Annotated in this window: 12 protein-coding genes and 1 other annotated feature; of the genes, 5 read left to right on the forward strand and 7 right to left on the reverse strand. The window is 28.3% G+C overall.

The genetic code is table 11. The features are described from left to right. The first annotated feature begins 286 nt into the window (after positions 1–286). A complete protein-coding gene (locus tag CLPA_RS06780) occupies positions 287–1,984 on the forward strand; it encodes a methyl-accepting chemotaxis protein (RefSeq protein ID WP_003447929.1) in 1,698 nt (565 codons plus the stop codon). 129 nt (positions 1,985–2,113) lie between these two features. On the opposite strand, the gene CLPA_RS06785 is transcribed toward CLPA_RS06780, so the two are convergent. Both CLPA_RS06785 and CLPA_RS06790 read right to left on the reverse strand, forming a co-directional pair. Beyond that, positions 2,114–3,259: a GerMN domain-containing protein gene (locus CLPA_RS06785; RefSeq protein ID WP_003447927.1), complete on the reverse strand. Its 1,146-nt coding sequence runs from the start codon at positions 3,257–3,259 to the stop codon at positions 2,114–2,116. A gap of 85 nt (positions 3,260–3,344) precedes the next feature. Beyond that, entirely contained in the window at positions 3,345–3,746 is a 402-nt protein-coding gene (locus tag CLPA_RS06790) for a helix-turn-helix domain-containing protein (RefSeq protein WP_003447925.1), read from the reverse strand. Positions 3,747–3,946: 200 nt separating this feature from the next. Here CLPA_RS06790 and CLPA_RS20405 point away from each other — a divergent pair, with 200 nt between their 5' ends. Further along, the gene (locus CLPA_RS20405) at positions 3,947–4,105 is read left to right on the forward strand and encodes a Spo0E family sporulation regulatory protein-aspartic acid phosphatase (protein WP_080751519.1); all 159 of its coding nucleotides are present in this window, start codon (positions 3,947–3,949) and stop codon (positions 4,103–4,105) included. A gap of 151 nt (positions 4,106–4,256) precedes the next feature. On the opposite strand, the gene thrC is transcribed toward CLPA_RS20405, so the two are convergent. From thrC to CLPA_RS06810, 4 genes are all read right to left on the reverse strand, one after another. Next, the gene (thrC, locus tag CLPA_RS06795) at positions 4,257–5,750 is read right to left on the reverse strand and encodes a threonine synthase (RefSeq protein ID WP_003447923.1); all 1,494 of its coding nucleotides are present in this window, start codon (positions 5,748–5,750) and stop codon (positions 4,257–4,259) included. An 88-nt stretch (positions 5,751–5,838) separates the two neighbouring features. Then, complete coding sequence (locus CLPA_RS06800) at positions 5,839–7,134, reverse strand: homoserine dehydrogenase (protein WP_003447920.1); 1,296 nt, start codon at positions 7,132–7,134, stop codon at positions 5,839–5,841. 37 nt (positions 7,135–7,171) lie between these two features. After that, positions 7,172–8,071: a homoserine kinase gene (gene thrB / locus CLPA_RS06805; RefSeq protein ID WP_003447918.1), complete on the reverse strand. Its 900-nt coding sequence runs from the start codon at positions 8,069–8,071 to the stop codon at positions 7,172–7,174. A gap of 11 nt (positions 8,072–8,082) precedes the next feature. Further along, entirely contained in the window at positions 8,083–8,520 is a 438-nt protein-coding gene (locus CLPA_RS06810) for an ACT domain-containing protein (protein WP_003447917.1), read from the reverse strand. Positions 8,521–8,908: 388 nt separating this feature from the next. On the opposite strand from CLPA_RS06810, the gene CLPA_RS06815 reads away from it, so the two are divergent. Next, positions 8,909–10,600, forward strand: coding sequence for a WG repeat-containing protein (locus CLPA_RS06815; RefSeq protein WP_003447915.1), 1,692 nt, complete (start codon positions 8,909–8,911; stop codon positions 10,598–10,600). A gap of 103 nt (positions 10,601–10,703) precedes the next feature. On the opposite strand, the gene CLPA_RS06820 is transcribed toward CLPA_RS06815, so the two are convergent. Further along, on the reverse strand, positions 10,704–12,158 hold the full coding sequence (locus CLPA_RS06820) for an NADP-dependent glyceraldehyde-3-phosphate dehydrogenase (protein ID WP_003447913.1): 1,455 nt from the start codon (positions 12,156–12,158) through the stop codon (positions 10,704–10,706). A 406-nt stretch (positions 12,159–12,564) separates the two neighbouring features. Here CLPA_RS06820 and CLPA_RS06825 point away from each other — a divergent pair, with 406 nt between their 5' ends. Both CLPA_RS06825 and trpE read left to right on the forward strand, forming a co-directional pair. Beyond that, positions 12,565–13,146 (forward strand): hypothetical protein, encoded by a 582-nt coding sequence (locus CLPA_RS06825; protein ID WP_003447911.1) that lies wholly within the window; start codon positions 12,565–12,567, stop codon positions 13,144–13,146. Positions 13,147–13,209: 63 nt separating this feature from the next. Next, positions 13,210–13,449, forward strand: a binding site (T-box leader). Positions 13,450–13,845: 396 nt separating this feature from the next. Then, a complete protein-coding gene (trpE, locus tag CLPA_RS06830; RefSeq protein ID WP_003447909.1) occupies positions 13,846–15,276 on the forward strand; it encodes an anthranilate synthase component I in 1,431 nt (476 codons plus the stop codon). Position 15,277 lies beyond the last annotated feature (1 nt).

The raw sequence follows: 15,277 nt of genomic DNA on the forward strand, positions 1-15,277 counted from the left end.
AGAGTGCGTTGGAGACTTACGCCAAGTTAGTCAGGTTAAAAAAGATAATGAATATTAATATGAGTTTATAGTTTCTCAAATGAGTATTTTGAGAAACATTTTTTTGTCGGATTATTAATTATTAATTAATAATTTTTATTGATAATTTTAAATAAATACAGTATAATTAAAAACATTACCATATAAATTACATATATTGTATGTGACCGTATGTATCATAAGATTTTTTACATATGCTTGTAGAATTTCAAAGAATAAAATTATATAATATGGAAGGAGCGATTTTATGAGTGTGAAAAAGAAAATAATAATTACTTTTTCAGTAATACTGTTATTATTTTCATCAATAATAGCTTTAGTTGTTTATAGTAAGATTAATACTATTATTTATAACAATTATACTAAAGATATTAAATCAAGTGCAGAACTTGGATATTCCTATTTAGATTCGAAGTACACAGGAGATTGGTACATAAAAGATAACAAACTATATAAGGGAAATACCTTAATAAATGATAATTTTAATGTATTAGACGGCATAAAAAATACTACAGGTTTTTATGTTACTATATTTATGAATGATACTAGAATTTCTACAAATGTTTTAGATAGTAATGGAAAGAGAGCTACAGGTACAAGAGCAGCAGATGAAGTTATTGATAAAGTTTTAAATGATGGTCAAGAGTATATTGGAGAGGCAAAAGTTGTTGGACAAGACTCTATAACTTATTATAAACCAATAGTTGATGCAAAGGGTAAAATAATAGGTATGTGGTTTATGGGTTCTAATAAAACTACAGCTAATAATGAAATAATTTCAATAATGATTTTTGTTACTAGTATTATAATGATCATGCTTATAATAGGCATAGGGGTTTCTTATCTATTTGGCGATACAATAGTCAAAGCTATCAATGCAGTGAAAGAAAATTTGACTAATATGTCAAAAGGAGATTTTAGTAAGGAAATATCTAAAAAATATCTTATATTAAAGGATGAAATTGGGGACATGGCCAGGGCCTCTTTAAAATTGACCCAGGATATGAGAGGAATAATTGAGATTATAACTAAAGAATCTGCTAGTATAGATAGAGTTTTAAATTTATCACAAAATAGTATTAAAAATTTAAATGAGAGTATAGAAGATGTTTCTGCAACTACACAGCAATTGTCAGCAGGAATGCAGCAGACCGCTGCATCTATGGAAGAAATGAATGCAACTTCACAGGAAATAGAAAGCTCTGTAGCACTTGTAGCACAGAAGTCTAAAGAAGGCCATGAATCAGCAAAGGAAATAAATAAAAAATCCAGTGAATTAAGTACTGTATTCAGTGAATCTGCTAAAAATACTAATGATGTGTACTCTGCCAATGAAAATAAATTAAAGATTGCCATTGAAAGGTCAAAATCTATTGAAAAAATTAAGGAATTATCAGAAGCTATACTTTCAATTTCTGATCAAACAAATCTGTTAGCTCTAAATGCGGCTATAGAGGCAGCAAGAGTAGGGGAATCTGGAAAAGGTTTTGCGGTGGTAGCAGAAGAAATAAGACATCTGGCGGAAAATTCAAAAACTACAGTTATTGAAATACAAAAAGTTACAACTACAGTATTGGATTGTGTTGATAATTTGGTAAACAGTTCTAAGGAATTATTAGAGTTTGTGGATAATCAAATTGTAAATGATTATAAAATGTTCGTTGATAGTGGAGAGAAGTATAGTGCTGATTCAGATCATATAGATAATATTATAACAGAAGTAAGCAATTCAACAGAGGCTTTATATATGTCCATAGAAAATGTATCAAAAGCTATAAATCAAGTAACTATAGCAACTAATGAGGGGGCAGAGGGTATTACTAATATTGCTGAAAAGTCAATTAAAGTATCTGAAAATGCAGATACAGTGGAAAAATTTATGGATAATGCCAAAGAAAGTTCAGATAAGCTAAAGAAGTATGTATCTCAGTTTAAAATTGCATAGAACTTAATAAAAGTTTGTATTAACACATAAAGATATAAAAAGTAGTTATAGAAAAAAGGTCGTATACTATTGGTTTTAATATACGGCCTTTTTATTTTACATTAAAATATTTTAATGTAAAATTATCAATTATTTAACCTCTGTAACTTCGTTATAGTTCACTTTAAAATTTTCACCCTTTTTCATTGCAATATGGCCAGAAGCATATTCTTTACCATCTACAGTAAGTCTTACTTCATTTACATTGAAATAATCACCCAAAGTGTTTACAACACTAGTTAGTATTCCACTTTCCATAGAACTTCCAGCATTCATTTTAGTAATAAATTCCTTTGAAAAATCTACGTATACAACTTTTTCAGAATCATTCAAATATAGTTTGTTTATTTTAGTGTTATTGCTCATTAAAGGCTTAGCATCAGTTATTGAAGTTTTTCTAAAATTAGTTTGAAAGATATTTTTTATATCATCATTAGTTTTCAAATTTACTGTACTTTTTTTAGACATAATTGCTACATCTGTATCTGTCATCTTTGGATAATAAAATTTTATAGTTTGGGTTACAGCGGAATCATTAATAATACCTTTTAAAGATGTAGTAACTGTAGAACCTTCAGAAGTAAATACAGTTTTTACAAGACCAGTATTAAGTGCATAATAGTCTTTAGTAGTAGAGTTATTTCCAGAGGTAGTAACTTCTAAAGCTTTATATTTACCAGAAGGAGTATCTACAGAGGCATCAGTACTTGTTATGGATCTTTTTCTTCCATCAGGGAGAGACCAGCTAGTACCTTTTTGTAAAGGTTCTTTTAGAAGAATTTCCTTAGTATTACTTTGTAAAGAAGTTAGATCATCTCTATAATAGAATTCACCTCTGGAATATACTAGTGTAAGCTGTCCATTTTCATATTGAAGAACTTGTCCTAGAGTAGTTCCGGCATTTATGTTTCTAAGCTGAATTTTGTTGCTTTTTATAAAATCTACATAAACTTCTTTAGAGGCAAATTCATTTCCAGTTCCTTCATAACTTAATCTTAAATCTTTCTTAAAAGGATAATAGTTTTTTATAGTATATTTATTTGAGATATTATTACTAGCATTATTATCAGATGTTGTGATATTATTTGTATTCACTTTATTTTCACTGCTGTTTTTAGTAGTATTATTTATATTTGAGTTATTAGTATTATTAGCTGCTTTACTGCAACTGGTTAATAAGATTACTGAAACAATGAAAAAAGTGCAAAATTTAAAAGCAGTTTTATATACTTTCATCTAAATCCCCTCCAATTTACATTTTGTTGTAGTTTTATTATAACATAATATAAATGTATAGGAAAATTAATAAAATATAGTCATTTTATTTTAAATGGGGCATAATTAATCTTAGAATATTCTCTATAAGTTCTAACTGGATCTCATCACATTTACCAAGTAAATCTATTAAATTTTTATTACATATTTTTTTAGAATTATTGCTATTTGTAATGTAATCATTAAGATTTTCTTTAAAAAGACCATTAGTGTTATCCATAGTTTTACCAAATAACAGATAGTCTGTGGATATATGTAAAGTTCTTGATATATTTGCTAAAGCATTAATACTCATTTGTCTTTCACCACGTTCAAGTTGTCCAATATAAAGGGGAGAAAGATCTACTAATTCTGCAAACTTTTCTCTTGTTATTTTAAGTTTTTCTCGTTCTATACGTAATCTATATCCAATTTTTTCAGCATTTATATAGTTTGATTTGTTATTCAATTTAGATCACTCCTTAAAATAACTTTATACATAAATATTAGTTATATAAACGGGCTGATAGTAATGAAAAAATATTTGCTAATAGCATATATTTGTTGTAAAATTGTATATATAAAGTTTTATTTTGGTGAATATTAGTATTTTATAGGAGAATTATTGAAGAACTTATATAAAAATAGATTAAAATTGGAGTGTTAAATATGCTGAAAGATAAAATTTCTATATTAAGAGAAAAATTGCATTTGTTAATTTTAGAAGAGGCCGATTATGAAGAAATATTAAAGTTAAGTCAAGAATTAGATGAAATAATAGTAGAATTTATTTATGAAAAATTAGAAAAGACATCTTCGGAAGAATAAACCATAAAATGTTATTTTTTTATAATATTCTGCTAAAAATTCTTTGGTATTTTATAACATATCCTTTAAACTTTTAAAAATATAAAAAATACGTTAACTAGATAAATGTTAACGTATTTTCAGTATGGTAATAAACCCCATTACAGTATTATTACTTTATTTTCAAAAAGTTCAATACAACATTTTTAATGTCTTTTTTATCACAAACAGTGTTGTGGATTTGTGGTCTAGTATCAATATCCTTAATTCCTGCTGGGATAGGATAATTTCCTATTTTACTAAGTTCCTTTATTAGTTCGAATTCATTTACGCCATCATATTTTTTATCTATGGAACTCATAACAGACTTAGGGAATTTAAAAGGACTTGCAGTAGATAATATTACTGTTTTTGTAGCATCCTTAGTATCCTCTTCATATTTTTTATATACTGAGTAGGCAACAGCAGTATGAGTATCTATTGCTTCTTTATAATCTCTGTAAAGATCAGTAATCACATAGCAAGTTTCTTCTTCAGAAGCATAGCCTGCATAGAAGTCCTGAAGCTTATTTTTCATATCCTCATCTATAGAATATTCACCTTTAGTTGATAGAGATTCCATTAGGGATTTTACTTTTTCTGGATTTTCTCCACTTACAAAATATAATAATCTCTCTAGATTACTTGAAACTAATATATCCATTGAAGGAGAATTAGTAACATAAAAATCTCTGTTCCTATCGTATCTACCTGTATTTATAAAATCAGTTAAAACTTTATTCTTATTTGAGGCACATATTAATTTATCAATAGGAAGTCCCATAGATTTAGCAAAGTATCCTGCAAGTATATCTCCAAAGTTACCTGTAGGAACTACTACGTTTATCTTTTCTCCTTCAGCTATTTCACCTTTTTTATATAAATTTAAATAAGCGGAGAAATAGTAGACCACTTGAGGAATAAGTCTTCCTATATTAATGGAATTTGCAGAAGAAAACATAAATCCCTTTTCATTTAATTGAGATCTCATCTTTTCATCGGTGAAAATTTCTTTTACAGCTTTTTGAGCATCATCAAAGTTACCTTTTATAGCTACAACGAAAGTATTGTTTCCATTGTGAGTTGTCATTTGAAGTTGCTGAACTATACTTACACCCACCTCAGGATAGAATACTATTATTTTTATACCATCTATATTGTTAAAACCTTCAAGGGCAGCTTTACCTGTATCTCCAGAAGTTGCTGTAAGAATTAAGATTTCTTTGTTTATACCTTGTTTCTTTACAGCAGTTTTTAAAAGGTGTGGAAGAATAGATAATGCTACATCTTTAAAAGCTAGAGTAGGACCATGATGAAGTTCTAAGAAAAAATCATTGCCAATTTTTTTTACTGGTACAATTTCGTTAGTATCAAATTTATCATCATAGGCTTTATCTATACAATTTTTAAGCTCTTCTTCAGTAAAATCAGTAAAAAATTTGCTCATTACAATATAAGCTAATTCTTTATAATCAAACTTTGAAAAATCTTTTGCATTAAAATCTATTTTTGGAATGTAATTAGGTACAAAAAGACCTCCATCTTCCGCAATTCCTCTTATTATAGCCTGTGAGGCGCTAACGGCTTCACCTTGTCCTCGTGTACTTTTGTATATTAAATTATCCAAGGTATTTCCTCCTCAATATTTCTTTTTAATGTCTTTTATCTAAAAGTATTATTTTATTATTAATGAATTACTTTTTTATATTGAAATTTTAGATGAATTTTTCAACTCTTATTAAATTTTTAATTTTATCTACTACATCAAGAGTTTTTAATTCTTCAATAGATTTCATGATATTTCCTTCTAATGTATCATGAGTGATAAAAACTATAGATACAAGATTATTTTCATCCTTTTGTCCCTTTTGAATAAAGGAGGATATACTTACATCATTTTTACCTAATATATTGGAAATTTGACCTAAAACGCCGCTGACATCTTTTACTTTGAGTCTTAAATAATATCTTGAAGTAAATTCTTCTCTAGAAAGTACTCTTTTCTGTAAATCTGGATTATCAGCTAGAGCAATTGAACGTAAAGTCATATCATTTCTCACAATTGATATTATATCACCAGCCACAGCACTACCTGTTGGAAGAGAACCAGCACCTCTTCCATAGAACATTAAGTCTCCTACGGCATTTCCCTTTATAAGTATAGCATTAAAGGAGTCATTTACGTTTGACAATGGATGAGTTAAAGGAATCATTGTAGGATGAACTCTCAGTTCAAGAGAATCATTTTTCTCTTTTGCAATGGCTAAAAGTTTAATTGTATATCCAAATTCCTTTGCATTTTGAATATCATGAGAAGTTATTTTTGAAATTCCTTCTCTGTAAATATCATTTACATTTACATTTATTCCAAAAGACAAAGAAGTTAAAATTGCAAGTTTATATACAGCGTCATAAGATTCTATGTCAGAAGTAGGGTCAGCTTCAGCATATCCTTTTTCTTGAGCCTCTTTAAGAGCTGTTTCAAAGTCCATATTTTCAAGAGACATTTTAGTAAGAATATAATTGGTAGTTCCATTTATTATTCCTACAATTTCTTCAATTTTATTTGCAGTAAGACTTTCTTCAATTCCTTTTAATATAGGGATACCGCCTGCAACACTACCTTCGTAGTATAAAAGTACACCTTCTTTTTTTGCAAGATCCAATAATTCTTTACCTTGAGTTGCTATCATTTGCTTATTGGCAGTTACTACGTGTTTTTTGTTTTTAATAGCCCTAACTACATAATCTGAAGCAGGATCAACACCACCCATTAATTCAACTATAATCTGTATACTGTCATCATTTAATATATCATCAATGTTCTCAGTTAATATTTCTTTAGGAACATCAATGCCTCTATCCTTATTTACATCTTTAACCAATATTTTGCTGATTTCCAGTTCAGAAGCAGAACGACGTATTATTTCATCAGTATTATTCTTAAATATTTCCCAAACACCTTTACCTACATTTCCTAGACCCAATAAAGCTATTTTTATTTTATTCATAATTATGATTTTCCCCTTTTTACTTTATTTTTATTGATTATTGGCATACTGTTATTTCAGTACCATTGCAGTCTGGTTTTAAAAGTTTTATTTCCCAAGAAACTTCCATAGTTTTCAAGTAGTTTTTCATATTTTCTAAGAAATCAATATTGTCTTTATGAATTACTGTCATCAAAGTAGAGCCTGATCCACTGATAAATTCGCCTAATGATCCAAATCTTTTAGCAGTTTCAAAAATTGAATTTAAATTTTTGATTGATTCGCCTCTATAGGGTTGATGTATTTTATCTTGAAAACATGTTCTTAGTTTTTCAAAATCTTTATTATAAAATACGGAAATCAAAAGAGCTGCTCTAGAAATATTAAATACACAATCTTTTCTGTCATATTTGTCAGGCAAAACCTTTCTGCCACTTAAAGTACTCATTTTAAAGTTTGGTATTAATGCGGCAAATACAAGTTCTTCTGGTGGTGTTATTTTAGAATATAATACCTGGTTATTTTCCACTAGGGAAACATCAAAACCACCTTCTAAGGCAGCAACTACATTGTCAGGATGGCCTTCTATTTCTGTAGCTAAATTTAAAATTTCCTGTTTTGGCATAATGTTACCCATAATATGATTAGCTGCTTTAATACCAGCAGCGATACAGGTAGCACTGCTTCCAAGACCTCTTGAAAGAGGCACATCAGCCTTTGTTACATTTATGTAAAGTCCTTTAAATTTATATTTATGTTTTTGAAAAGCCTTAATCATACTATTATATATCAGGTTTTCATTCAAAGGAATTGAAGAGGGCTCTCCATTTTCCAAAAATATTATATCTTTGTCTGTTTCTTTAATTTGAAATTCATTATATAAGTTCAATGCCATACCAAAAGAATCAAAACCAGGTCCCATATTAGCGGTACTAGCAGGCACTTTAACTTTAAGCATACTTTCATCTCCTATTCCATTGCAATTAAATCAGCTTTAATAACATTTTCAGTGTTTTTTATATCTTCTAATAATTGTTCCAATTTTATTTTAAGATTATAGATATCAAAGGTGATACTTACATTAGCAGCATTATTAATAGGTATATCTTGATTTATTGTAAGAATATTGGCATGATTTTCTGCCATTTTATCAAGTATTCTTGAGAGAGTACCAGTTTTATGACCAAGGAGTAAATATATGGCTACTTTGGTACTTTTAGCAGTTTCAGAAACTGGAAAAACACAGTCTTTATATTTATAATAAGTGCTTCTGCTAATACCTACAATTTTTACTGCTTCACTTATATCTCGAGCTTTTTTTAGATTTATAAGATCCTTAACTTCCATTACTTTTTCAAATACATCAGGGAGTACTTTTGTATTTACTAACAAATATTTATTTTTCATAAGCTTTTAATAAATACCCCTCCAACTAATTTAAATAATTATTAAAATAACAATTCTTATAGAAAAATTTTAATGATTATTTAAAATGCAATTTTTAATTTATATGTCTTTGTATAAAAAACAAGTGTTTTTCTATTAAGGACTCCCTTGATATATTATCATAGCTATACTTATATTACAATCATATAATTAAATTTTTGAATAAGTAATATGAATAAAGATTTATTAGATTAATTTATATAAATATTATTATTAATTTATATAAATTTTTTAAAATTAAATATAGTACTTGATAATTATACAGAAAATGGAATATAATAATATAAATGGATAAATTTAAGTTGAAAAACTGCATTTAAATATAATATATTATGAAGGAAGTGGTAATTTGTTTAATTATAATGGTTCTATTATTAATATAACGGATGACAGTTTGACAAGAGACTCCTTCGAAACTTATGAAGAATTTAAAGAACGTATTGAAAGTTTGAAATCAGTTAATATAGGGAAAGCAGAAATATTGATTGATAGTTACGATGCTCAATGTGGTATTTGTTTTATGAATGTAGAATTTTATAAATGGAAGTCTATAGCAAAAATTGATTATGACTACTTATATTTTATTCTTCAAGATAAAAAAATTGAGTATATAGAAAATTTAAATGATAGATATACCGTAAGAGCCAGTTTAATAGTAAAAGGTGAAAAAGTTTATGTTAACACTGAAAGTATAACTATATGTGTAGAGGATATGGAATTAAAAGTTTATCCTATAAGCTTTATAAAAAGGTCCTTTGAAACGGAAAGTGATTTTAAAGATAGAATAATAAACATAAAAGATATGCCTTTGGGAAAAGTAATAATAGATAGGAACAACTATGATATAAACACAGGTGCCTTTAAAATACAGGTGAACATTGATACTTTTAAAGAAGTAAAATTTCCAGATTCAAATTTATTTTATATAGTTATAGATAGAGAAGAAGTAGAGGAATTTTATAGGGAAAATAGTTCATGTACCATTTATGGAAAATTGAATTATATAAATGGACAAATATTTGTAGATATTCAGCAAATATTTTTATTATGGAAGGAAAATAAAATTAGTGTACATACTGTCATTTTTAATAATTTATTTTTTGATACTACAGAAGAATATACAAATCAAATAAAATGTTTAAGCTTGTTATCAGCAGGTGAAGCTGTTTTAGATATAGATAGATATAATTCAAATGAAGAAATTCTTCCTTTAATTATAGAATGGGAAAGTTGGATAAAAGAATATATATCAAATATAAAAAATACCTATATTGAAGCAGATAGAAGATTTTCAAAAGAACTCTATGAAGCTGGGGACAGGTACAAGGTCTATGTGGTATTTAGAAATGATAATAACTGTTTAGAAGTGGAAACAATAAAGTTAATAAACTTTAAAGGCGAAACAGAAATTAGATTTAATAATTCAGAGAAAGGTACAGATAATACTGCAATGGAAGAGTGTCATACGGTAGTAGATGTTATTGCTTATGATTCTAGTCAGGAAGATGACTATATAATCAATGAAAAATTTGATTTCATTAATGGAATTGCATTAATGAAGATAAATGGAAATTATACTTATGTAGATTCTACCGGAAAAAAATTAGGGCTTATAAATAATAGACTTATGAGATTTATAGATAGTAAAGGCAAATATGGATATATGGATAAAGAGTATAGAATAACTATTATAAAACCTTATTTTGATTATATAGGATCTTTTAATGATAATATTGCTAGAATAAATATAAATGATAAGTGGGGATATATAAATGAAGAAGGGCAAATAATCATAAGTCCTATGTATGACTTTGCAAGAGATTTTCATGATGGATTGGCAGCAGTAAAGATAAAATCTCTTATGAGAACTAAATGGGGATATATAAATAAATTAGGTGAAATAGTAATAAAGCCTAGATTTGATGAAGTAGGGGAGTTTTATAATGGAATTGCTCATGTAAAAGTTAATAGCATTTTAAGGGGAATTAAAGAGGGATTTATATATAAAGATGGGGAATTTCATGACTGTGTAAAAATATAAGAAAATTTAAGAGCTGTTTACAATGTTTATTTATCCATTGTAAACAGCTCTTTTGAAATAATGCGAATGAATTAAAATATTATATTGTTATTTATAAGATATATTACTTTAGAAGATTCAATACAATGGCTTTAGGCCTGCTCATAGCTTCAATACTGTAACGTATACCCTGAGTTCCCATACCAGAAGATTTAACTCCGAGGAAAGGAAAATGATCAGGACCTCTTTCAGTTTTATTATTGATTTGTACTGTACCAACTTCAAGCTTTTTAGCGATATAAAAAGCGTCATCAATATTTTGGGTAAATACAGAAGATTGAAGACCGTACTCAGATTTATTTGCAATGTCTATGGCTTCTTCTATATTTTTTATACGTATTATAGGAAGTACAGGCCCAAAAGGTTCTTCCCAAGCAAGTCTCATATCTGTAGTAACATTATCAAAAAGAGTTGGATATATTAAATTTCCTTCTCGTTTATTTCCAACTAGCAGTTTAGCACCCTTATCAATAGCGTCATCAATTAAGCCTTGAACAAAATCTGCGGCTTTTGAGTCAATTAAAGGAGTTATATCTACTTCATCCTTTGGGTTTCCTACTTTTAATTTCTTTACTTTTTCCTCTAAAAGAGATACTAATTTATCTGCTACAGTATCTAAAACTAAAACCCTCTTAACTGCTGTACACCTTTGACCTGAATAGCTGTACGCACCAGAAACTATATTTTTAGCGGCTAATTCTAGATCAGCATCTTCAAGAACTATAGCGGCATCTTTTCCCCCAAGTTCCATCATCATTGGTATCATATTTGCCTCTTTAGCAATATGCTTACCTACTTCTGTACTGCCGGTAAAATTTATAAAGTTTACATTTTTGTGAGTGACAAGATAATCACCAATTTCAGAACCTCTGCCAGTAACGGTATTTAATACTCCTTTAGGAATACCTGCTTTATTAAAGACCTCTGCCAAATATAATGCACTTATTGCACCTTGAGTAGGTGGTTTTAACACTACGCTGTTTCCGGCTACAAGTGCCGGAGCTATTTTGGAAGCAGATAGATTAACAGGATAATTAAAAGGAGATATTGATAGAACAACCCCTAATGGAACTCTCGTAACAAAAGATAGTTTACTTTTATTAAAACCAGGAAAGTTATCTCCGCCTATTGTTTCACCTTCAATATGTTTTCCTTCACTAGCTGTAAATCTTATAAAGTCCACAGTTCTTTTAACTTCTGAAATTGCTGATTTAGAATCTTTGGCAATTTCCAGCTGCATTATTTTAGCGATTTCTTCTACATTTTCCTCTAAAATATCAGCAGCTTTATAAAGTATTTCTGCACGTTCACTTATTGGAGTTTCTCCCCACTTTATTTGAGCTTCTCTAGAAATTTCAAGTACTTCATCTACCTCTTCTTTTGAAAGAGCTTGGATGCTGCCAATTATAGATTCATCTACGGGTGATTTTAGTTCTATTGTATTTTTGTTTTTGCTTTCAATCCATTCTCCATTAAACAAGCTTTTGTAGTTTTTACCATTTGATATATTTTCAAACATTGATGCACCTCCTAAAACTCTATACTAATTTTAAAGCTTCAATTTTATTTTATTACTTTAAATTGTCCATTATTATATAAATTATAATATTAATATATGTCTTTATAAATTCTTGATAATATTAATTATTATATAATAATCATAATAAATAATATCTTTTTCATCAAGTGTTAAATAAGATAAATTTTAAATAAATTAGGAAGTTATCATCAAAATCTATTAAATTAAACTTAAAATAATTATGAATTTATATTGTTAATTAATCAATATAATTAAAAAATAATAATATAATACTATTAGATATATTTACATCATATATTATATAACAGATATTAAAGTATATTTGCAATTGAGGAAAATATTATATATACTTTTAAGTATAGGATTGATAAAAGAGGCGATTAGTATGACTGTAAATAATAAACAAAACAAAAGTTATATTGAAAATTTAGTAAATTCAATAACAAAATATATTTCAAAGGGAAAAGAAGAAGAACTGCGTGAAAAAATAGCAACTTCTATAAAAGAAGAAATTTTTTCAAAAGATATTGAAATTAGATTAAATGCTAGAGATTTTTCAGGAGTAGGACTTTTAGATAATTCTACAGCAGAGCTTACCTTTTTATTTTCAACTATATTTCCTGTACTCATAGATGACAATGGAGAAAGATTTAGATTGTATAAGCATAAGATAGAAATAGCACTATCTGGAGAAATGAAAGACAGGTTTATATATATTCTTTCAGATGGAAGACTTACTTCTGGAGAATTTAAGTGTTATAGGCTTTATGATGATGAGTATGTGTATATAGTAAAAAAAATAATTGAAAATATACCTAGATTACGAGATACATTAAAGTCAGCCTTAAAGGATTTAGATAAAGGTATAAAAGATATTGATGTTAAAAAGCAGTTATCAGAGCAGCACATCAACAGAGCTAAAGAAAATGCGGATAAATTGTTTAAATTACTTGGAGTTAAAATTTAATTTAAGCAATACATTGACAATTATGAAAAAATGTTGTTTAATAATATTAAAGTTATTTTTTATAAACAATCTATGATCAGAAGTAGTAAATACGAGAGTTTAATTAAAGCGAGTTTGGAATGGTGAGAGCCAAATATTGTAGCTTGTATTGAATGGATCTGTGAGATGCAATGTGAAATTTTAGTAGCAATAGCCGGTAGTCTACCGTTAAAGAGACAGGATATCGAAATTTTATTTCTGTATCTGTTAAAGAAAAGTTTTGTAATTAGGTGGCATAGCGAAGTTTAACACTTCGTCCTTAAAAAGGATGAGGTGTTTTTTATTTACATTATCGTATTTTCCCATGACTAATTGTTGCAGCATACTCCATTCATGAGTGAAGGATAGCAATAGCATGTCTTAGGCGTATTGATAATGTATAATTCGAATCTTGCACTTATAATATAAAATTAAAATGGGTGGCACCACGGTCACTTCGTCCCATATTCAGGACGAAGTGACCTTTTTTAATTTTAGGCATATTCAAATAAATAACTAGTCAGTATGCTAGCTTATTTTGAATCCTACTGCGTCAACAGAACCCTCAGATAGCTCACTATCTTCGGAACCTGTTTCCTTGCAGGATTCAAAATATTCGTTGCATCTTTGACTTACTATTTATTTTCACATGCCTTATTATTTAAAGGAGACGTGAAATTTATGTTCAATTTAACTGAAAAGGAATTTTATGACCAAAGAAAGCTGCATAAAACATTTCCAATTAGTCTTCAAGTTAATGGAGATGAACTGACTCCAATAACTCTATATTATAATTTACAGGGAAGAAAAAAATTTCTTCTTGAAAGTGTTTATTCTGAGAAAGAAATAGGGAGATACTCTTTTATGGGCGCAGATCCTTATATGACAATTAAGAGTTATAAAGATGAAATTATAATATCTGGAGATAATGGTACTAAAACTGTTTATGGAAAAGTGCTGGATTATGTAAAACAGTATGTAAATATAGATTATAATTCAGAAGTTTTTAATATTCCCTTTACAGGAGGGGCAATAGGTTACGTGGGCTATGATGTTGTAAGACAGTATGAAAAACTTCCAGATAATAATATAGATGAATTAAAGGTTCCTGAGGCAAACTTGATGTTCTATAAAATTTTTATATGTTACGATCATTTTAAACACAATATAAATATTGTATACAATGTATTTCCAGAGGATAATTCTGACTACAATAAAATAACAGAAACTCTTGATAATATAAAGCAAAGCATAATTAGTGGTAACGTACTGCATCCTCTTAAGGAAGCTAATTTAAATAAAGAATTTGAATCTAATGTTACAGAAGAAGAATATTGTGAAATTGTAGAAAGAGCAAAGGAATATATAAAAGCAGGAGACATATTTCAAGTGGTTCCATCCCAAAGGTTAAAATTTAAAAATTCTTCTGAACCATTTGATGTATATAGAAGATTGAGATCTAAAAATCCATCACCTTATCTTTTCTATATAGATTTTGAAGATTTTCAGATAGCAGGATCTTCTCCAGAAAGTTTGGTTTCCGTAAAGGATAATAGGGTTATAACAAATCCTATAGCTGGAACAAGACCAAGAGGTAAGTCATCAGAAGAAGACGAGAAACTTAAAAAGGAACTTTTAGAAGATGAGAAAGAAAAAGCAGAGCATTTAATGCTTGTGGATTTGGGCAGAAATGATATTGGAAGGATAAGTGAATTTGGAACAGTAAATGTAGATAGATTTATGGAAATAGATCTCTATTCCCACGTTATGCACATAGTTTCCATGGTTTCTGGTGAATTGAAAAAGGAATTGAATTGTTTTGATGCTTTAAGTTCCTGCCTTCCTGTGGGAACAGTATCAGGGGCACCAAAGGTAAGGGCTATGGAAATAATAGATGAACTTGAAAATGTGAGAAGGGGAATATATGCAGGAGCTGTAGGATATTTTTCTCACAATGGAAATATGGATACCTGTATAGCTATTAGGACTATAGTATTTAAAGATGATTATGCCTATGTTCAATCTGGAGCAGGTATAGTATATGATTCCGATCCTAAAACAGAATACAGAGAAACTCTTAACAAAGCTATGGCAATGAAAGAGGTGATTTAAG

The sequence above is a fragment of the Clostridium pasteurianum DSM 525 = ATCC 6013 genome, from assembly GCF_000807255.1.
GTDB lineage: Bacteria > Bacillota > Clostridia > Clostridiales > Clostridiaceae > Clostridium_I > Clostridium_I pasteurianum.